General features: G+C 50.7%; 17 protein-coding genes and 1 tRNA gene. 11 read left to right on the forward strand and 7 right to left on the reverse strand.

Annotated elements, in window-relative coordinates; translation table 11 throughout:
* Positions 1-684, reverse strand: a complete 684-nt coding sequence (locus tag CFX1CAM_RS07905; protein WP_087862502.1) for a metal-dependent transcriptional regulator — start codon at positions 682-684, stop codon at positions 1-3.
* Between the two features lie 158 nt (positions 685-842).
* Here CFX1CAM_RS07905 and CFX1CAM_RS07910 point away from each other — a divergent pair, with 158 nt between their 5' ends.
* A complete protein-coding gene (locus CFX1CAM_RS07910) occupies positions 843-1,442 on the forward strand; it encodes a helix-turn-helix domain-containing protein (protein WP_087862503.1) in 600 nt (199 codons plus the stop codon).
* Between the two features lie 464 nt (positions 1,443-1,906).
* The gene (locus tag CFX1CAM_RS07915) at positions 1,907-3,637 is read left to right on the forward strand and encodes an ABC transporter ATP-binding protein (protein WP_087862504.1); all 1,731 of its coding nucleotides are present in this window, start codon (positions 1,907-1,909) and stop codon (positions 3,635-3,637) included.
* 35 nt (positions 3,638-3,672) lie between these two features.
* Here CFX1CAM_RS07915 and CFX1CAM_RS07920 read toward each other — a convergent pair whose 3' ends face one another.
* On the reverse strand, positions 3,673-4,326 hold the full coding sequence (locus CFX1CAM_RS07920; RefSeq protein ID WP_087862505.1) for an IMPACT family protein: 654 nt from the start codon (positions 4,324-4,326) through the stop codon (positions 3,673-3,675).
* 215 nt (positions 4,327-4,541) lie between these two features.
* Between CFX1CAM_RS07920 and CFX1CAM_RS07925 the strand changes: the two genes are divergently transcribed.
* Both CFX1CAM_RS07925 and CFX1CAM_RS07930 read left to right on the forward strand, forming a co-directional pair.
* Positions 4,542-5,798, forward strand: coding sequence for a nickel-dependent lactate racemase family protein (locus CFX1CAM_RS07925; RefSeq protein WP_269457049.1), 1,257 nt, complete (start codon positions 4,542-4,544; stop codon positions 5,796-5,798).
* A 99-nt stretch (positions 5,799-5,897) separates the two neighbouring features.
* Positions 5,898-7,742 carry an alpha/beta hydrolase gene (locus CFX1CAM_RS07930; protein ID WP_087862507.1) on the forward strand — a complete coding sequence of 615 codons (1,845 nt, stop codon included), beginning with the start codon at positions 5,898-5,900 and terminating at the stop codon, positions 7,740-7,742.
* A gap of 186 nt (positions 7,743-7,928) precedes the next feature.
* Here the strand turns inward: CFX1CAM_RS07930 and CFX1CAM_RS07935 are convergent.
* Together CFX1CAM_RS07935 and CFX1CAM_RS07940 are read right to left on the reverse strand one after the other, a co-directional pair.
* Positions 7,929-8,004, reverse strand: a tRNA-Glu gene (locus CFX1CAM_RS07935).
* Between the two features lie 93 nt (positions 8,005-8,097).
* A complete protein-coding gene (locus tag CFX1CAM_RS07940) occupies positions 8,098-8,766 on the reverse strand; it encodes an SOS response-associated peptidase (RefSeq protein WP_087862508.1) in 669 nt (222 codons plus the stop codon).
* 196 nt (positions 8,767-8,962) lie between these two features.
* Here CFX1CAM_RS07940 and CFX1CAM_RS07945 point away from each other — a divergent pair, with 196 nt between their 5' ends.
* Genes CFX1CAM_RS07945 through CFX1CAM_RS07955 form a run of 3 tightly spaced genes read left to right on the forward strand, consistent with a single transcriptional unit; the run spans position 8,963 to position 12,148 of the window.
* Positions 8,963-10,138: a radical SAM protein gene (locus CFX1CAM_RS07945; protein ID WP_087862509.1), complete on the forward strand. Its 1,176-nt coding sequence runs from the start codon at positions 8,963-8,965 to the stop codon at positions 10,136-10,138.
* Complete coding sequence (locus CFX1CAM_RS07950) at positions 10,135-10,512, forward strand: DUF6504 family protein (protein ID WP_087862510.1); 378 nt, start codon at positions 10,135-10,137, stop codon at positions 10,510-10,512. Before CFX1CAM_RS07945 ends, CFX1CAM_RS07950 begins: the two co-directional genes overlap by 4 nt.
* A complete protein-coding gene (locus CFX1CAM_RS07955) occupies positions 10,505-12,148 on the forward strand; it encodes a hypothetical protein (protein ID WP_087862511.1) in 1,644 nt (547 codons plus the stop codon). The genes CFX1CAM_RS07950 and CFX1CAM_RS07955 overlap by 8 nt, the downstream gene beginning before the upstream one ends.
* Positions 12,149-12,183: 35 nt before the next feature.
* On the opposite strand, the gene CFX1CAM_RS07960 is transcribed toward CFX1CAM_RS07955, so the two are convergent.
* Positions 12,184-14,040, reverse strand: a complete 1,857-nt coding sequence (locus CFX1CAM_RS07960; RefSeq protein WP_087862512.1) for an HD domain-containing protein — start codon at positions 14,038-14,040, stop codon at positions 12,184-12,186.
* Between the two features lie 306 nt (positions 14,041-14,346).
* On the opposite strand from CFX1CAM_RS07960, the gene CFX1CAM_RS07965 reads away from it, so the two are divergent.
* The 4 genes from CFX1CAM_RS07965 to CFX1CAM_RS07980 all read left to right on the forward strand — a co-directional run bounded on the left by CFX1CAM_RS07965 (position 14,347) and on the right by CFX1CAM_RS07980 (position 17,996).
* Entirely contained in the window at positions 14,347-14,751 is a 405-nt protein-coding gene (locus CFX1CAM_RS07965) for a helix-turn-helix domain-containing protein (RefSeq protein WP_087862513.1), read from the forward strand.
* A 91-nt stretch (positions 14,752-14,842) separates the two neighbouring features.
* A complete protein-coding gene (locus CFX1CAM_RS07970; RefSeq protein WP_087862514.1) occupies positions 14,843-15,394 on the forward strand; it encodes a hypothetical protein in 552 nt (183 codons plus the stop codon).
* A 30-nt stretch (positions 15,395-15,424) separates the two neighbouring features.
* Positions 15,425-15,688, forward strand: coding sequence for a hypothetical protein (locus tag CFX1CAM_RS07975; protein WP_087862515.1), 264 nt, complete (start codon positions 15,425-15,427; stop codon positions 15,686-15,688).
* A complete protein-coding gene (locus CFX1CAM_RS07980) occupies positions 15,681-17,996 on the forward strand; it encodes a DNA polymerase domain-containing protein (protein ID WP_087862516.1) in 2,316 nt (771 codons plus the stop codon). Before CFX1CAM_RS07975 ends, CFX1CAM_RS07980 begins: the two co-directional genes overlap by 8 nt.
* On the opposite strand, the gene CFX1CAM_RS07985 is transcribed toward CFX1CAM_RS07980, so the two are convergent.
* Positions 17,895-18,449 (reverse strand): 3'-5' exonuclease, encoded by a 555-nt coding sequence (locus CFX1CAM_RS07985; protein ID WP_087862517.1) that lies wholly within the window; start codon positions 18,447-18,449, stop codon positions 17,895-17,897. The two genes, CFX1CAM_RS07980 and CFX1CAM_RS07985, sit on opposite strands and share 102 nt — an antisense overlap.
* A 24-nt stretch (positions 18,450-18,473) precedes the next feature.
* Complete coding sequence (locus tag CFX1CAM_RS07990; RefSeq protein ID WP_087862518.1) at positions 18,474-18,965, reverse strand: metallophosphoesterase family protein; 492 nt, start codon at positions 18,963-18,965, stop codon at positions 18,474-18,476.
* Between the last annotated feature and the right edge of the window lie 117 nt (positions 18,966-19,082).

The raw sequence follows: 19,082 nt of genomic DNA on the forward strand, positions 1-19,082 counted from the left end.
TCAGAGCTTTTCTTGTGGGCCTTCCACGTAAAGCTGTTCAGCCAGAACAAGCCCCAGAATAACAGGATGCCGATCAATGCTGATCTGCATGGTCTCATTAAACGGCAGTACTTCCTCAACCTGGATCAATACGCCGGGTTTCAAGCCGTTGTTTTCCAAAAAGAATAACTGATCATAATCATTCTCCAGGTTTTCGTGGATCCGACGCAAAATAACCTGGTCTCCGGGCAAAAAATTTGTCAGGGGCTGCCAGTGGCGAGCTTCGTCTTCAAAACCTGGCAGCGGGTTTCCATGCGGGCAAAACATGGGATCGTCCATCTCTGATTGCAGTCGTTCTTCAACTTCAGGAGACAGCGTATGCTCAATTTGATGGGCTTCGCGGTGAATTTCCGAAAGCGGCAGTTTCAGCACCCTGGCAAGCATCCATTCCGTCAACATATGCCTCCGGATGACGCTCATCGCGATGGACTTGCCAGTATCCGTCAACTTGATTTCTTTGTCCTCTTCAAACACAATCCACCCATCGCGTTCCATTCGTTTCAGTGTAGCCGTCACCGTCGGCGCCGAAACGTCCAGAGATTGAGCCAGGCGGGCGCCAATCACCCGTTCGCCATCGCGGTCAAGGGTATAAATCACAGCCAGGTAATCTTCGATCGTTGGGCTTGGTCTCATCTCATCTGTCATCGATTGATCCTTTCTGTCTCAGACAGATTCATATTAACATTTTACTCGTGAACAGGCAAGTTGTCAGTAATAGTTAACCTTTTTATTATTGTAAAAAGCTATTCATTTTTCTTGATTTTAAAGGTAATATTATGTAAATAATATGAAAGGAGTAAAATATGTCAACTTTAGGACAAAAATTACGGGAATTACGCCACCACAAAGGTTTCAAACTCAACGAAGTCGCAGAAGGAGCTGATCTTTCAATTTCATTCATCTCACTGATTGAACGCGACAAGGCATCGATTTCTGTTGAAAACCTCCTCAAATTGGCTAATTACTACGATGTGCGCTTGTATCAAATCTTTCAGGATATTGAAGAAGAAGATGCACACATCGTGCAGGAGGATCAGCTAAATTCAGCCAGTGGGCCGCACATGGACACCAAGCCCACCTTCTTCTCGCTCTCTTCTGAGGACAATCTCTCTTTTAAATCATTTCTGACCTTCATCCCCCCCGGAGCACAGAATGCGGAAATTAAACTTCAAAAAGGAGAAACCTTTATCTACGTCAAAGAGGGTGAGCTTGAAGTTCATCTGCCAAACCAAAAGCCACTCATTATTGGTGAGGGCGGCACAGCGCATCTAACAAGTTACAAAGGGACAGTATTGAAAAATTCCAACAAGGATATACCAGTAAAATTGCTGATGATCGTTTCTGCAACCACCCAGGTCGTTGATCTGATGGGTGACGCCTTCCATATTTACGAGTTAGCGTAAAACCACCTCAGACCGTTTGGTTTGACAGTTATGGTGTTTGCCGTTTCTCGATAATGGATCAAGCCTGCTCATAACAGCTTTTACAAGAGAGAGCAGTGAATCCACGCCAGAATTCCGATCACAGGCTTGATAAGAATTATTACTGAATCTTTGAGTCAACGTCTCGTTAATCGACAGACCTTTTATATCCTCCAAATTTTCTCTATGCATGAAGGAACCGCCTCACAAGGCGGTTTCTTCATGCTTGTGATCATTTTTTAATATTTCCACAGAGTAAATAATGTGGCTCGGAATCAGGGCATACTCCGGTAGGAATACTTTTTAATTTTATAAATGAAATTATTCTTACCAAGTTTGGGCTGATTTCTTATTTTTTCTTTTATTTTTCCATTTTAATTGAGTGGCAATAAAAATATATCGATTTATTTGTAATTATTGCTTCCAGAGTGTATAATTCTCAGGCTATGAAATTGTTACTTCGTTTTTCAAAGAAATATTTTTGGGCGTTGGCAATCACCGTCCTTAGCATGCTGACCCTGGTTGCCGCACAATTGTTAATTCCCTGGCTGATCCGTACCTTGATCGACCTGGTAACTACTGAAAGCCAGCTAACTCAGGATACGTTGAGTACGGTCAGTCGCCTGGCGTTAGTCGCCCTGATCACCTTCCTTGCGCGCGGGCTAATGCAATTCACCCGTAGTTACATGGCACATATCGCTGGATGGGGTGTTGTCTCTGATGCACGTAAGTTCGTATATGAACACATGCAAAAGCTTTCCTTGCGGTTTTACGAAGACAAACAAACCGGTCAATTAATGTCCCGCATCATCAACGATACGGATCTTTTCGAGCGCATGATCTCCCACGCGATTCCAGATGTGGTGGTCAACGTGCTCACTTTCCTCGCGATTACAGCGGTCCTGACCGGCATCAATTGGAAACTGACTCTGTACAGCATGGCGCCAATCCCGCTGGTGATTCTGGCGCTGATCGGGTTTTCAAAAGTTGTCCGACCAGCCTTTCGCAAACGGCAGCATGAAGTCGGTGAATTGAACGCCGTTCTCAATGACAGCATCTCAGGTGTCCGGGACATCAAGGCCTTTAATCGGGAGAGCGAGCAACTCGAACGCGTGGAACTTGGCATTGAACGTTACCGCGTCTCCCTATTGACCGCACTGAAGCTGATGGCTATTTTCCAACCCTTTATTGACTTTTCAACCTCAATCGGTCAACTTGTGGTGATATTTTTCGGTGGTCAAATGGCGTTGCAGGGCAGTCTGTCTGTGGCAGACCTGGTGGCATTTTTCCTTTACCTTGAAATGTTCTACCAACCTATCCGCGCTTTGGGCATGTCATGGGAACAGGTACAGGAAGCCCTCGCTGGTTTCGACCGGGTTCAAGAGCTTTTGGAAGAATCTCCCGATGTTAAGGAACCGGAACATCCTAAACCCTTTCCCAAACCAATGTGCGGAGAGATCAGTTTTGAAGGGGTCAGTTTCAGTTATAACGATCATGAAATTGTGCTCAACGATATCAACCTGAATATCCCAGTGTCCCATGTCGTCGCATTGGTGGGGCCAACAGGGGTCGGCAAATCCACCCTCGTCAGCCTGATCCCGCGATTTTACGATGTCAAATCCGGATCGATCAAAGTGGACGGGATCGATATTCGGGAATTCAACATCGATGCGCTACGCAGCAATATCAGCATCGTATTGCAGGATGTATTTCTGTTTCATGGCACCGTTCGTGAAAACATCCTTTTTGGCAACCCGAAAGCCAGCGATGAAGAGGTGATTGAGGCAGCAAAAGTTGCCAATGCATATGACTTTATCACTGTCTTGCCAAACGGGTTCGACACCGTCATCGGAGAGCGCGGCGTAAAACTCTCAGGGGGGCAGCGTCAGCGTATCTCCATTGCTCGCGCCGTATTGAAAAATTCACCCATTCTGATACTGGACGAGGCTACATCCTCAGTGGATACTGAAACCGAACTCCTCATCCAGCAAGCTCTGGAGCGTTTAATGAAAGGTCGCACCACGATCATCATTGCCCACCGTTTGTCAACCATTCGCAACGCAGATCAGATTGTAGTCTTAAGTGGCGACACCATTATTGAACAGGGGAAACACCATGAGCTGATCGAAAAAGGCGGCCTCTATCAGCGCCTGTACACGGTTCAAGAACACCTTTAATTTCTGAACGGTTGAAAAAGCAAACAGCGTTGATCTCAACGCTGTTTATTTCTTAAGGGCATGATGGTGTTTTCTCGTTCCTCGATTGTGATAAATTCGATTCCCCCATGGGTGAGGTTATCCATCCGATCCTTGAAAGAGGCGAGGTGTTTGTTGATTAACCGAACGGTCAATGTGACATCGGCACCGAAATTTTGGTCCATGATCATCCCATCATGATTATAGACCATCAACTTTGTTTGCTCAAAAAATGAATAGGGCACCACGAACATGATCGTCGTAGTGGCCACCTTTTTCGCAAGTGGGAGTTCTTCCAGCATTATCCGTATACTGTCGCTATACGCCCTGACCAGACCTCCTGTCCCCAATTTCGTCCCCCCAAAATAGCGTGTGATCACTGCAACAATATCCCCCAAACCACTCCCCTGCAAAACCGCCAGAGCCGGCCGTCCCGCAGTACCAGCAGGCTCACCAGCATCAGAGCAGTGGGCGATGACTGCATTGCCATGACCAATTAAGTAAACTGGTACATGATGATTGGCATCAGGGTGCTTTTTTCGAACACAGTCAATAAAAGCTTGCGCCTCTTCGACGCTGAATGCAGGAGCGGCATTGGTAATAAAACGTGAATTTCGGTCGATTAATTCAGTTTCAACCCGTCTGGCTGGGATCAAGTGATATTCACTCATAAAGCGACTCTGGTTGCTTCGGTCAAATCGTTTTCATTCTACCCCATCAGATCATGAGGGGAAACATGTCGACCTTCTAATGTTTCACGCCTATTTTTTTGTTCTCTGTCAAATTAACAAATACGATCTGAAATAGTCACAATGGTTTTCTCCAATTTCATGATATCATTAGTCAGACTTCATACAAAAAGGATAAACCAAAAATTAAAACAAAAATTGATTATGGACAAAATGGCTTGCTGATCGATACGCCCAAGGGAGCCGCCATTTACACCGTAAGGGATAGGCCTGCATTCCAAGACGAAGCCCTGGCGATCCAGGAAGCCCTTTACAACCCGATACAACATAACCCAATCGATGAGCTCCTCAAACCAGGGATGCGGGTGCTCATCGTTCACAGTGATATCACCAGGGCGACTCCTAACGATCGCCTGCTGCCTGTGATCCTTCAAGAAATTATTGCACATGGGGTTAAACGTGAGGACATTACCCTCCTGAATGGACTGGGGACCCATCGCCTCCAAACCCGCCAAGAATTGATCAAAATGCTGGGTGAAAACATCGTTTCCAATTACCGCTGCCTGCAGCACGATGCCTACGATCAATCCCAGCTGGTCCAGATTGAATCCCCCGGTCTTCAGCGCCCGGTTATGGTCAACCGTCAGCTTTTCGAAGCAGATCTCATTATCCTTACGGGCTTTATTGAACCGCACTTTTTCGCGGGTTACTCTGGAGGCCCGAAGGCTATCCTCCCTGCCCTGGCTGGCGCAGAAACAGTTTTCCACAATCACAATCCCGCAATGGTGACCCACCCGAATGCAACCTTCAATAAAACACTTGGCAACCCGCTCTGGGAAGAGATAAAAGCGGCTGCCGAATGCATCGAAAACACTTTCCTGGTCAATGTAACCCTCGATCGAAACAATCGCATCACCGGTGTGTTTACGGGTGATGTGATTGCTGCGCATCAATCGGGATGTCAATTCGTCAGGGAGACCAGCCTGTTTAATATTTCTGAACCCTATGACCTGGTCATCACTTCAAATAGCGGGTATCCCCTGGATCAAAACTTGTACCAGTGCGTTAAAGGTATGGCAGCAGCAAAAAACGCCGTTCGCAAGGGCGGGTGCATACTCATGCTGGCGGCCTGCGAAGAAGGCCTGCCGGACCAGTCTGCTTTTGCCAGGTGGCTAAAACAAGCCGGGTCACCGCAGGGATTACAGGAATTAATATCTCAACCTGAATTCTTTGGGCAGGACTCCTGGCAGGTTCAAATTCAAGCCCAAGTTCAGGCACATGCCGACGTTTTCCTCTACAGCGATGGACTGGATGAGTCTCAGCTCAAAACCAGCCAACTTTTTCAATGCCAAAACCCGAACGATACAATCCCTGAGTTGATCAAACAGTACGGGCCGCGCACCTGCGTGTTGCCCCAGGGTCCCCTCACCATATTGGAATTAACTGGCTGTTGAAAATGATTTTTCATTGACCAATCATCTCATGCCTTATAAAAGCTATGATTATTATCAGCAAGCAAACCACCAAAATTATCATCTTTTCTCGGAGGAACCATGCCAACATCTTTCATCTTTGATAAAAAAGTGCGTAAAACTGCACTATGGTTATTAATCGTTGCTGTCATCGTCACCCTGGCAGCACAGGTGATTGCCCACGCAGCCATGACCAGCGGGTATCAGGTTGAGGTCAAAAATATCACTTTTCACAACAAGAACGGGTTGATTGTGCGCGGTAAACTCTATCGACCGAAGGACGTGACTGCACAGAATCCGGCGCCCGGGGTCGTATACCTGCATGGCTATCAAAACAACCGTGAGACTTCTGACCCCTATGCCATTGAATTGTCCCGACGCGGTTTTGTAGCCATCACCCTGGATGCACTCGGGAGAGGGAATTCTGACAACCAGTTTTCCGAAAATGAACCTGGCTTTGACCCCACCTATGGCGCTGATTCCGCCTTTGCCTATCTACAAAATCTTCCTTTTGTCGATGCTGAGCGTTGCGGGCTGGCCGGCCATAGCCTGGGCGGAGAATGGACCTACCTGGCTGCCATGCAAAACCCGAATGTGAAGGCAATTTCATTTTCAGGATTTGCTTACCTGGAGGATGCCAGCACAAACCTTCCCTCCAACATGCTGATGATTTTTGGCAAATTTGATGAATACCGCCAGCGTATGACCGGAACGCGGGATTTTGAAGCTGAATGGATGCACACCCCTCAAACAATAGCCGCCTTCGGTTTTTCTTCACCCGCCTTCGACACCACCTATGGTGAGTTTTCTGACGGCAGTGCTAGGCGCGTGCACATGACTCGTACCACCCATGTCGGCGAATCCTTTGACAAAGGCGCCATCGCTGAAGCAGTGACCTGGTTCAGCCAGGCCCTAAACCCGAAGGTGCCGCTTTCTATCCCCGCAAACCAGCAAATCTGGCGCATCAAGGAGATCGGCTCTTTGGTGGCTATGCTCGCCGGCTTGTTCAGCGTTTTCCCTGCCAGCATCCTTCTGCTCGGCGTCCGGCCATTTTCACAACTCGTCAAGGCGCCTTACCAGACCTATACTTACGACAAAAAGACCTTCAAAAAAGCCTATTCCCTCAACGCGCTGCTGTCTCTGCTGTTCCTTGCGTTTGTCATGGTCATCTTTGGATTCCATGTCTACGTCCTGCCGATTGACCGTGTTTTCCCGATGATGATGGTCAACGGGGTCATCTTCTGGTTTTTATTAAAAAATATCATTGGCTATTTAGTTTTCCGCGGTTGGGTGAAAAAGGAACGTGCTTCCCGTCCAGAGGTCAATTTCAAGGAATTCGGAATCTCAGAGGATGAAAACCGCATCAAACTGAGCTGGTCTATGGTATGGCGGACATTTCTGCTGGCTTTCGCCCTGTTTGCATTTGTCTATATCCTGCAAGCCTTACCGGAAGCATTTCTGATGATTGACTTCCGTTACAAATTCCCCTATTTCAGCGATATGACGCCTTACCGCTGGTTGATGATGCTGCTTTATTTTCCATTGTTTTTGGCAGCATTTATCTATTTCAACATCCTCCTGCAAGCCCAAATGCGTCCTGCACCTGGAAAATCCTGGCTACATACCATCATCCGCAAATCGCTGATCGGTTTTGCTGTCATACTGCCACCACTGCTACTGCTGATGGCCATCCAGTACATCCCCCTGTTCACCACAGGCTTTGTCCCCTTCGTTGGCCCGGGCGGAGCGCTGGTCGGGTTTGTAATCAACCTCGAATCGACAATCCTCTTGCTGGCTTTGATGATCCCCATGGGGAGCGTTCTGTATGAGGCTACCGGTAACATATACACCGGTTCAATCCTGAACGCGCTCATCATCACCTGGGCGTTCACCTCGTCGTCGGTGATTGCTCCATTACCGGTTTAATCTACAAGAACAAGATACCCACAGTCAAAAGGGTTGATTAACTCAACCAAAACGACCCACAGGTTGGGTCGTTTTATTTAATTCACGGAGACTGTGACCCCGGTTTTCGCTTTATACTCACATCGATTGACAACAGGTGAGAACCTAACCAATAACCAAAAACGACCCTTGTGTTGGGTCGTTCTCTGGTGCCCTCACGGGGATTCGAACCCCGGTTTTGGCCTTGAAAGGGCCACGTCCTGGTCCCCTAGACGATGAGGGCGTTTGATTAAGCGAATAAAATTCTACCACAAAATTAAAACCGGTCAAGAAGGAGTTTTTTACTGTTTAACCAATATCCCTCTGAAAACTCAAATTAGCCCGCCACAGGTTCTACAACCTCTGGTCGGTCATTTTCAGGCAAATTAACCGCTCGTGACACCGGGAAACACTTCATCGCGTCTGCTGGGAAAGGAGCCATTAATGCTCGCAATACCGATTGGTCTGCATCCGGTTTCAACCAGGTCCAGCGAGCCTTTTCATCCAGTATCACCGGCATGCGGTTGTGAACATCACGCACCAGCTCGTTTGGCTCACAGGTCAAGATCGTACAGGTGTGCAATTCGCCGCCCTCGGGTAATTCTTTGTGCTCGTATAACCCGGCAAAGGTAAAGGGATTGTCGTTCTTCAATTTGAACAAAAAGGGTGTTTTCGGGCCGCTCTGTTCAGCCCGCCATTCAAAAAACCCATCTGCCAAAATCAGGCAGCGACGATACTTGAATGCTGATCGGAAGGAAGGCTTTTCGTGAACCGTTTCTGAGCGGGCATTGATCATGCGGTTCCCAATATTGAGGTCGTCCGCCCAGGAAGGTACCAAGCCCCAGCGGTATAGCTCAACTGTACGCGTGTCAGCGTTTTTAACGATTGGCACAGGTTGCGATGGAGCAATGTTATAGCGGGGTTGAACAATATGGACAAAAGGACCCAATTCAAGCAGGGTTTGAATCTCGCCCGGGTCGAGTGTTAATGTGAAGCGTCCACACATAATAACTCCTTTTCAAATTAATCATGAAAGGTGTGTCAATTTGATTTTAACATAATTGCAACGCGATTACGAAACCGGATGCTATTCTTAAGTGGCGCTACATCTTCTGAATCGGACTCCGGGGCTTGTCCAGAGTGAACACAGGTTCTTTGGTTGCAACCTTGCATTAATAAAACATTTGTTCTATAATGAGCACATGGACGTGTTCGAAAAAATCAAGCTGACCGGGCTCAATATGCCATTCGAGTCTGCTGAAGATGAAATATCTTCCAGGCAGTTGCCAGATTGCGCTGTGGATGTGGATGTGCTCAGTACAATTTTCCCGATGATCCAGGCACGCCTGCCCAACGGTCAGACGATCCCTCTGCTGAAAACCATGCAAACATCCGTCTGTGAGAAAGATTGCCATTACTGCTGTTTTCGCTCTGAAAGAGACACACCTCGCGCCAGCCTGTCGCCAGATGAACTGGCATCAGCAGTGAACAGGCTTACCCGAGCAGGTATTGCCAAAGGCTTGTTTCTCAGTTCGGGCGTGGCAGGCGGAGGCGCCCACACCCAGGATAGGTTGATCGCTACCGCAGAAATCCTACGCCAAAAATATCATTACCAGGAATATATCCACCTGAAAATCATGCCCGACGCTGAAAAAGACCAGGTCCTCCGAGCCATGCAACTGGCTGACCGAGTTTCAATCAACCTGGAAGGGCCGAACGAAACCAGTCTGCGCAGGCTGGCACCGCATAAATCATTCTTGTCCGAGCTGCTGGGTCCACTGAAAATGATCGAGGATATACGCCAAACCGAGTCACCACACCTGGTCTGGAATCAACGCTGGCCCTCCAGCTGCACCCAGTTCGTAGTCGGTGCTGTAGGTGAATCAGACGCCCAGCTACTACACACCACTGTCCAACTGCAGCAGCGTTTCCACATCACTCGGGCTTATTATTCAAAATTCTCTCCGGTGATCCGCACCCCGTTTGAAAATCTCCCTCCAGCCAGTTCCTTGCGGCAACATCGCCTGTACCAGGCCTTTTTCCTGCTGCGGGATTATCATTTTGACTACGAGGAACTGGCCTTCGACTCTGGGGGCAACCTGAACTTAGAAAAAGATCCTAAATTGGTATGGGCAGAATCTCACCTGTACGAAACCCCGATTGAGATCAACACCGCCGAATATACGCAGCTCCTCAAGGTTCCTGGCATTGGCTCAATCGGCGCAAAAAAGATCCTCCTGGCGCGCACTTATGGTATCATACGAGATGTACACACCCTACAAAAAATGGGCATCACGACCGCCCGGGCATCAAAATTTATTCTGATTAACGGGCGCCGCCCCCCTTACCAACCAGGCTTGTTGAAAATATCATCATGAAAACACTTTTTAAGAATTTCTTTTCTGAACCGATCACCGTACACTTCTCATCTCCGCCTGCGTTCATAAAAAAACCTCCCTGTCCGGAGAAATTCACCTGGCGAAATAATGAATTCATCATTACGGCTTGCCTGGCGGAATGGACAAATTTCTCCCGCCGAGGTCGTATGGAAAATAACATGCAACCTGAACATGCACAAACTGCCAGCCAGCGCGGTTCATGGGGTGTGGGGAGATATTACTTCGATGTCCGCACCGCCAACAACCGCTGTTTTCGTGTGTATTATGACCGTGCGCCAGGGGACGTAGCCAATCGGGCAGGTGCCTGGATTTTAATGGCAGAACTCATTCCACCTGAGGAGAGAGATGATTAAAAAAACAAAATTGCTATACTTAATGACATTATTGATTATCATCAGCGCCCGCCTGCTCAGCCCACAGATGCCGCTTTTTTCGCAGCCAGCCTACGGGCAGCAAAAATACACCTATCACTTCCCACTCTTCCTCAAGTTGGACCCCTTCTCGTCCTCATCCAGTTATTACATCACCACGCTAAACAACCCCCATATTAACAACCTGGGCTGTCAATTGGGCACAAGGGATAAAAACACTCCCGGCGCCCAGGATAACGTGGTCATACTGGCTTTTGGTTACCCGCGTTGCTTTAATTCGGGGGGCTATGGCGCCAACCTGTTTGGCTACGGCCCGGCAACCCTCAGCGATGTGAGTAACGCCGTCAAACAATTTGCGCTCGGTTATTACAACTGTACAGGTTCTGACAAAAAATCCAACCTGGTTATTGGCGTGGGCACCAGTAATTTCCCGGGAGTTGCAGACTCCTGCGCGACCGAGGAGATGGGCAGAGCCCACGGCGCAGCCTGGTCTGCCATGGTTAAAGGGCTTAACCAATGGGCTCTCGACCTGGGAATGTTTCACCAGGTCCAGATTTATGGCGCCAATGATATGGAAATCGGGTGGAATACGCCCTCCTGGTCACGCGCCTGGTTGTCTGGCTTTGAACAGGTCAGCGGAAACCTCATGCTTCACTTTGGCGACGCAGCCGGTTGTCCCTATGATGATCACCCCAATTGGTCATGCGGTACCTCTGCTTACCCCGAGTGGACGCAAGAAGATGTCTGGTATCTTTCCTATGGTGCGCCTTCCGCACTGCCCCTGCCGTTGATCTACCTGACCAACGGCGTGCATGCCAAGCAATGGGCGCACCTCAGCCGCTATAGTGTCCTCAAACACGGCTACAGGATGGACTTTAGCGGAGTATTCACCCAATGGGCTTACTGTCAACAATTTGGTTGGTGTAATAAAACGGATAACACCCCTGATATGGCACATCAACAACTCACCTTTGAATTGAGCAAGTCCCCATCCACAGCGCAGACCATCTTGTGGACAACCGATATCCGCTGGATCATGCAGAATGAATTTTCCAACGCCAACGAGGGTGAATCTATGGAAGAAATAAAAACGCATCCTGCACAGGAGCGGAGCGACAGCCTTGCATTTGCCCTGCTGGAACCCGGGCTGAGCCCGACGATGCGCGCCAGCCTGGCAGCAAAACAATATGCTTACCAAACCATTGCTGAGATGGCTGCAACCTCAATGGGCAGAGCCGCTCCAAAAGAGACATTGAGCGCGCAAATCGCTACAGATTCCCGGCAGATACCCTTCCAGAGTGGGATCATTGAACGCGGTGAAATGCTCGGTTTACCCTACGGCACAAAACTCAACCAGGTGTGGCAGTCCATCACCGAAGGCGGATATCTCCAAGTGGGGGCGGGGGCAGCTGCGGACAATTTATCTCAAGGCGTGTTGTACATTTTACTAACCTCGCCGGATCACACCCGTTTCGAATCGACACTGATCGAGGCGCCTGCTGGGTGCGCTTCTCTTTCTATCCTGAACGAATCAAACGGTTTCCTGAGCATTCAATCTGCCAATGGCTGCCAATTGGAATTTGACCTGGCAAACTGGGCCTGGTCTATTTCCCCATAGAATAAAAAGCGCACAATGCGCTGAATGGAAAAAATTTATACAATCTCCACGTTGGTGAGGTGAATTTCACTGGTCAGGAAAGCCTGCAGCAAATCTTGTTTCTTCTCCTCGTTCACCCCGTCAATTACCCACCGCAGGGTGAAGGAACCATCTTGAAAAGTGTTATTCACCGTACGGATGATGTTTCCCCCAAAACCCGATACCAAACTCGCTAAAGAAGCCAGCACACCGGGTCTGTTCGTTTGGCTAGGTCCAACAATGTTGATCGTCGTCCAGCCCAAAACTTCCTTAGATATTCCAACTTCATCTAAGGCTTCTTCAATATCAGCTTCCAGGATTGCGCCTCCACCCAAGGCAGAATAAATATCATCCAGGCTGGCTGCAGCCAATGTACTCAGCAGGTTCTCGAACTTATTTCGCTCCTGCACCTGAACATCTTCCAGGTCAACGATGCCCCGCTTCTTCAACAGGGGTTTTAGCTTCCTGCGTCCTTCTGCAGCCATCTGTTTTAGCTCAGCCATGATCAGCACCGAACGGAGTACGCGGGCAGTCTTCAAATTGCAAAACTTAAGCCATTCTTCTGAAGGTACGATACGAGCACCATGGGTGATCACTTCTACCACGTCGCCGGGGAATACCTGGGCATCAAGCGCACGCAGTTCATTGTTAACTTCCACTCGATTGATTTTATCCATCAAGAAATCCTGGATCGACGCTACCGCATCCAAAACCGTTGAGTTGTCCGGCAGGAAACGAGTGCCGCCGGTGGGCGTAAAGATCTGCACGGGTCTGTACTGGGTGATGGGCTTTTTATTCTGAAGAGCGTACACCACCCCCCATAAATTCTCGCCCTCCATCTCTTCAGTGGCAATCGCTACTTCAATCGACCCCCGCCCTGGCAACCACGCGGACACTTGCAGGGCGCGATATCCATCCTGGGGGTTGGCAATATAATCATCAAAGCTACCTTGTTCCAGGTTGCGATTAAAGAAACGGTTAACACGTGCCAGTAGCTGGTAACAGGCTGGAATATTGTCATTCTCAACCAGCATGCGAAAGCTGACCACATCATTCACATCAGAAAAATCGTTCAGTGAAGTTTGCCGACCACGCGCCATTCGACGCAGTTTTTGCCATGCCTGCCAATAGCCATTAACAATGATCCTGATCTTCCCGGAAACACCCTCTGCTTCCATGAGGTCCCGTAGTTCAGCCAGCATTCCATTGATAAAATCCAGCTCCAGGCGAGGGTCCCGGTCGATCTCGCCCCTGACAAAGTTGTACACCTCCGGTTCTGCAAAGGGGAAGGCCATATCTTCAAGCCAGCGCCGCCAGCGATAGCAATTTAAAATACCCGCCAGCTTGCCGTATGCCCGGATAGCCTCAGTCGCTTTCTGGCGCTGCTTTTGTGGTGACATAAACTCAAGCGTTTTTATGTTATGGCTTTTATCCGCCAGTTTAATAAGAAAAACCCCCGGATCGCGAAAGCGTGCGATTTTCCGCAGGGTTTCCAATTCTCGTGACTGTCCCTCTCGGGGGTTACTCATCTTGGTAACGCCATCAACCAAAAAAGCCACATGTTTTCCCAGGGAACCCGGAAAATAATCTTGAATCTGGGACAGGCTCTCATCCTGGTCCTCCACTGCATCATGCAGCAGCGCCGCAATCGTCCAGGCTTCATTTTGCAACAGGCGGTCAATAAATTCTGCCACCCAGGCACAATGGGTTTCAAAATAAGGTTCCCCACTCAGCCGCAGTTGACCGCGATGCAGATGCTTGCCCAGCTCGTAAGCCCGGGCAATCTCAGGCGTGCGCGGCTGAAAATTCCCCGAAAAGTGGAATTCGTCCAGAATTTGTGGACGAGTCTCGCGTACGTACTCTACCTCAACCATAACATCGTCTCGTCGATCAAATCAGGGTCACTGCCTGGTCAGCATCACAGTGAAACTGGTCCTGCAGACGTCTGAATCCAGTCTTTATTTCGGCATTTTTCCAACCAGGCTCTCGATTTGAGCCCTAAGCCAGATAACTGAGCTGTAAAGGTTAATTATATCTCTTTCTCAGTTTTTTTGCTAATTTCGTTTTCCTCATAACCACGCAAACTCTCACGTTTAGGTTTCCAGTCGATCAATTAACCTGATGAATATTCTTTCATTTTCCCCCTTGCAATAGAACATATATTCTATTATAATTAGAGCATGTTATCAATTAAACTGCCCTGGCGCCGGCTCAACCCCGCTAACCTGTCACGCGTCCTGCTTTTAGAGCTTGACCCCCTCAACGCGCGTTATTTGAAACAAATCGCTGCCAGGACCGGGGTCTCGTGCCGACAAGCTGCGCAGAACCTGCTTAAGGACGCCCTGGTCGATCGCCAGGTCTCCGAGGCGCACCTGTCCCATTGGCGCGCACTCACACCCCGCCAGCAGCAGGTGGCTGCACTGACCTGTCTCAACTTCACCAACCGGCAGATCGCCGCCCGGCTGTCGATCTCGCCCCAGACGGTCAAGGCTCACCTGCGTAACCTGTTGCAGCGCTTCGAGTTGCATAGCAAAGCCGAGCTGCGCCAGGCGCTGGAAGATTGGGATTTCAGCGAGTGGATTTAAGCGGTTAACCCACCCGGTTAACCTGTCTTTCACCCCCATTTAACCCCGCAGTATCATGGTAAGCCTCGCCCATCTGGCGTAAGATGGACCCATGGATCGACACATTACAACGTTTCCGGTGCCCCTAACCGGCAAAATCTCCCTAGTGGTCGCCCCGCGTGCCGTCGTGGGAAGCTTGATGACCATGCTGGCGACCCTGGCGCTGCGCGGGCAGGTGACCGTCATCGATGGCGGCAATTGCTTTGATGCTTACACCCTGGCCCGTACCCTGCGAGCACACACCCACCAGATTGAGGCTGCTCTCAAACGGGTGTGGCTCTCGCGGGCCTTCACCTGCTACCAGGTGCTCGCCATGCTGGCAGAGCTGCCCGTGGACGGCACGCCTGTCATCGTCCTGGACCTGCTGTCTACCTTCCTGGATGAAAGCGTGAATCTCAACAAGCGACTGCGCCTGCTGGATAGCAGCCTGAACCTGCTCCGTCGCATCAGCCAGGGTGCACCGGTTGCCATCTGGGCACGGACACGCACAAGCACAATCACCAGCGAAGACCAACGTTTGCTACTCCCCCTGCTCGAGATCGCTCATGATATTTGGGAATTGCAGACCCCGGAAACGCCCACCCACCAATTACCCCTATTCTAATGACCATACCGATCGCACAAGGAGAACTCCATGGGACGCACACTCCCCTCAGCTACCCAACTCATGCATCAGGAAGAAGCCGCCCTGGCCCGCTTCCGCCGCGCCCTGCGCCGGGACGATCAACTCGTCTTCGATGACCTGTTCACCGCCGCACAAAAGCACATCTCAGCTACAGCCTACGCCGCCCACGCACTGCCCTTTGAAACCTTCCTGATGGCCATGCTCCTCGAAGAACACAAAGAGGTCATGCGCCTACGCGAAATCGTCGCAGTGCTTGAGGCGATGCATGTCTGAGTTTACCGGCTGGATGCTCGACCTGTTTGAGGATCCGCGTGAAGGCCTGGTGCTGTATTTCATCGACGAGCAGGGGCCGCGCTGGCGTCTCTGGCGTTCTTTCCCGGTCACCTTTTATGCGCTGGGTGAAGACGCCCAACTGCGCACCCTCTGGCAGTACCTCGACGGTCGCCCACATGAGATCAGCCTCAGTCGGACTCAGCGCATGGACGTGTTTAAACGCAAACCAGTGAGCGCGCTGGGTGTCACCATTAAAAATCCCTACGAGGCGCGCAAAATCTTTCAGCAAATCGCCAACCGTTTCCCCAACCTGGAATACGCCGACGCCGACCTGCAGATCTCCCTGCGCTTTGCCGCCGATACAGGCGCCTTCCCACTGGCGCGCTGCCGCGTCGTCGCTGATGAAGCCTATCAACTGATCGAGATCAAAGTTCTGGAGGACGCCTGGGCATTAAAGCCGCAACCCATTCCTCTGAGCGTGATGATCCTGGCGCCGGATGTCGCCCCGCATCATGCCGTCCCACGGAGCCTGCTGGTCGAGGTCGCAGGCGAAACTTACCGTTTTGACCTGTCCACCCCTCGCCCTCTGCTGGCGAACCTGCGGGCGCTGATCCAACGCCATGATCCCGACCTGCTGCTGACGGATTACGGCGACACCTGGCTCTTGCCGCAATTGCTGCAGAATTCTGAGAAATACCATATTCCCCTGGGCTTGAACCGCGAACCCGGGCGGGGAACCCGCTGGCAGGAGGAACGCACCTATTTCTCCTACGGGCAGATCGTCTATCGCGGCCAGCAGATCCACCTGTTTGGGCGCTGCCACATCGACCGTCAGAATGCCGTGTTGTGGAAGGATTATGCCCTGGAAGGCACCATCGAAGTCAGCCGGGTGACCGCCCTGCCCCTGCAGACCGCTGCGCGTGTTTCGCCCGGCACCGGCATCTCCTCCATCGAGATGCTCACCGCCCTGCGGGAGGGTATCCTCGTGCCCTGGCAAAAGCAGCAGGCGGAGATGCTCAAACCGGCTGCCGATTTGTTTTCTGCGGATCAGGGCGGGCTGGTTTATCAACCCAAAATCGGCGTGCACAAAAACGTGGCCGAAATTGACTTCGTCTCCCTGTATCCGGCCATCATGGTGCACTTCAACATCTCGCCAGAGACAATCCTGCCCAACCCTGCAGGAGACAACCTGGTCCCCGCCCTGGGACTGTCCATCGACACCAGCCAGGAGGGTCTGATCCCCAAGGCGCTGCGACCGCTTCTGGAAAAACGCATCGAGATGAAAAAACACCTGGCCTGCACCCCCCATTGGGACCCCTGCCGAAAAAGTTTTAAAAGCCGTTCATCAGCGTTGAAGTGGCTGCTGGTGACTTGTTTTGGCTACCTGGGCTACAAAAATGCACGCTTCGGGCGCATTGAAGCCCACCAGGCCGTCACTGCCTACGGCCGCGAGGCGCTTCTGCGCGCCAAAGAGGCCGCAGAGGACCTGGGCTATGAGGTTATTCAGCTTTATGTGGATGGGTTATGGGTGCATCACCCCGAAAAAACACAACCCGAGGAGATCCAGCCCCTGTTGCTGGAAATCCAGGGGCGCACCGGTTTGCCCATCTCTCTGGATGGAATCTATCGCTGGGTGGTGTTTGTTGGCTCGCGCCAGAACAAACAACGCCCGGTTGCCAACCGCTATTTTGGTGTTTTCCAGGATGGGACGCTTAAGGTACGCGGCATTGATGCCCGCCGGCGTGACAGCACGCCCTTTGTTTCCGAAGCGCAAATGCACCTGTTGGAATTGCTCGCCAATGCACACAATCCGGAATCTGCGCTCCCGGAAGCCATCGCATTTCTAAAAAGCCGGCTGAGGGCGCTACGCAATGGGGAGGTCAGACTGACGGATCTCCTCGTCCGGCAGCGTTTAGGGCGCAAAATGGAAGCCTACCGCACGCTCCCCCCCGCCGCACGCGCGGTGCAGCAGCTTAATACGGTGGGAAAAACGCTGCGCCCCGGCCAGCGGGTACCTTTTCTTTACACATTGGGAAAGTCGGGTGTCTTAGCCTGGGACCTGCCCCAAAAGCCCGACCCGCGCACGGTAGATGTCGCTCGTTACCAGCGCCTGCTCCTGCGGGCAGCGGGTATTGTGCTTGAGTCCTGGGGACTGGATGAGGGAAAACTGACTGAAAAGGTCGTCACTGAGCTCAGCCAGTTGCAGTTATCGCCTCCGCCCCAGAAGCACCCGCTCGAGCACCGCCGCGACATTCCAGGCGTCATCAACCCCGCGGTGCAGCGAGCCCTCAAAGGTCAGCCCCAATAAACTGCACCCGCGCTGCAATCCAACCTCTCTCTTCAACCCGAGCTGCAAAGCTAGCAGGTTTTTGATGTTGATGTGCGAGCGTCCAAAAGGGTATGGGATGTCCCATGCCTCACACTGTTTAATAAATTGTAGGCGGTCGTAATCGCCGAAGCTGGCCCACGTCCGTTGGTGAGCACGATATTCTTCATCTAAAACCGCACATGCTTCCGCAAAAGACAGCCCATCAGCCAGCATCTCCGGAGTAATGGTGGTCAATCGGATGCAATACTCACTTAGTGTTGAACGCTGTGGCTTAACCATGATCGCTCGGCGCACTGAACGCTCACCACTGCTAACATCCAGCATGCATAAACCAATCTCAATAATTTCACTGCTTTGCCCTGCCGGCGGATCGCCCTCCCAGCAGGTGGCCTCTACATCAATTACCAGAATCTGATCAAGCGCTATTGCCATCGCCTACTATCCCTTCTCTCTGTGTTAAATCCTGATAAATTCTACATCTTCGGTGAGTAAATTTGCAATGCAAAAAGAACGGGGCTCTCTGCCCAAACCGCCCAGCGCACCCGGGTTGACAATCCGCAATCCGTGGATAATTTCATCTCGTTTCAGATGTGTGTGCCCGTGAAAAACCCACTTGTACCGCTGACTGCTCACCAGGTCCATCAGCTTACCCTCAATATGGCTGTGCGTTGCTGCAATCGAAACGCCTCCCAGCGCACCAGTAAATACCAAACCGGCATAATTATCCTTGCCGATCTTTTCAAACCGTTTTTTAATGGCGCCGGAAACATGATCCATATTGCCAAAGGTAAAAATCGTCCGAAAACCGGCAAAATGCGAGACCATCTCCAGCCCGGTCAGGTCTCCGCAGTGGATCACCGTATCAATCTGTTGTTCACGACAAATTTCCAGTACGGCTAATAGATTAGCCAGGTTATCATGTGTATCAGAAAGAACGCCGATTTTCATTAAATTCTGCCTCCAATCATCTCATAAATTATACGCTATCATTTCCGATCACTGCCTAAAAACCGCCTAAAAACCGCCTGAAAGCCATTATTGATATTTGATGAAATTTCGCTATGT

The sequence above is a fragment of the Brevefilum fermentans genome, assembly GCF_900184705.1.
GTDB lineage: Bacteria > Chloroflexota > Anaerolineae > Anaerolineales > Anaerolineaceae > Brevifilum > Brevifilum fermentans.

Bases quoted from the DNA above. Each gene is read 5' to 3' on its own strand.
- CFX1CAM_RS07985 (WP_087862517.1), bottom strand. From the start codon at position 18,449: ATGGCAATAGCGCTTGATCAGATTCTGGTAATTGATGTAGAGGCCACC.
- CFX1CAM_RS07960 (WP_087862512.1), bottom strand. From the start codon at position 14,040: ATGGTTGAGGTAGAGTACGTACGCGAGACTCGTCCACAAATTCTGGAC.
- CFX1CAM_RS07905 (WP_087862502.1), bottom strand. From the start codon at position 684: ATGACAGATGAGATGAGACCAAGCCCAACGATCGAAGATTACCTGGCT.
- CFX1CAM_RS07910 (WP_087862503.1), top strand. From the start codon at position 843: ATGTCAACTTTAGGACAAAAATTACGGGAATTACGCCACCACAAAGGT.
- CFX1CAM_RS07980 (WP_087862516.1), top strand. From the start codon at position 15,681: ATGTCTGAGTTTACCGGCTGGATGCTCGACCTGTTTGAGGATCCGCGT.
- CFX1CAM_RS07950 (WP_087862510.1), top strand. From the start codon at position 10,135: ATGAAAACACTTTTTAAGAATTTCTTTTCTGAACCGATCACCGTACAC.
- CFX1CAM_RS07965 (WP_087862513.1), top strand. From the start codon at position 14,347: ATGTTATCAATTAAACTGCCCTGGCGCCGGCTCAACCCCGCTAACCTG.
- CFX1CAM_RS07975 (WP_087862515.1), top strand. From the start codon at position 15,425: ATGGGACGCACACTCCCCTCAGCTACCCAACTCATGCATCAGGAAGAA.
- CFX1CAM_RS07970 (WP_087862514.1), top strand. From the start codon at position 14,843: ATGGATCGACACATTACAACGTTTCCGGTGCCCCTAACCGGCAAAATC.
- CFX1CAM_RS07945 (WP_087862509.1), top strand. From the start codon at position 8,963: ATGGACGTGTTCGAAAAAATCAAGCTGACCGGGCTCAATATGCCATTC.
- CFX1CAM_RS07915 (WP_087862504.1), top strand. From the start codon at position 1,907: ATGAAATTGTTACTTCGTTTTTCAAAGAAATATTTTTGGGCGTTGGCA.
- CFX1CAM_RS07920 (WP_087862505.1), bottom strand. From the start codon at position 4,326: ATGAGTGAATATCACTTGATCCCAGCCAGACGGGTTGAAACTGAATTA.
- CFX1CAM_RS07955 (WP_087862511.1), top strand. From the start codon at position 10,505: ATGATTAAAAAAACAAAATTGCTATACTTAATGACATTATTGATTATC.
- CFX1CAM_RS07990 (WP_087862518.1), bottom strand. From the start codon at position 18,965: ATGAAAATCGGCGTTCTTTCTGATACACATGATAACCTGGCTAATCTA.
- CFX1CAM_RS07930 (WP_087862507.1), top strand. From the start codon at position 5,898: ATGCCAACATCTTTCATCTTTGATAAAAAAGTGCGTAAAACTGCACTA.
- CFX1CAM_RS07940 (WP_087862508.1), bottom strand. From the start codon at position 8,766: ATGTGTGGACGCTTCACATTAACACTCGACCCGGGCGAGATTCAAACC.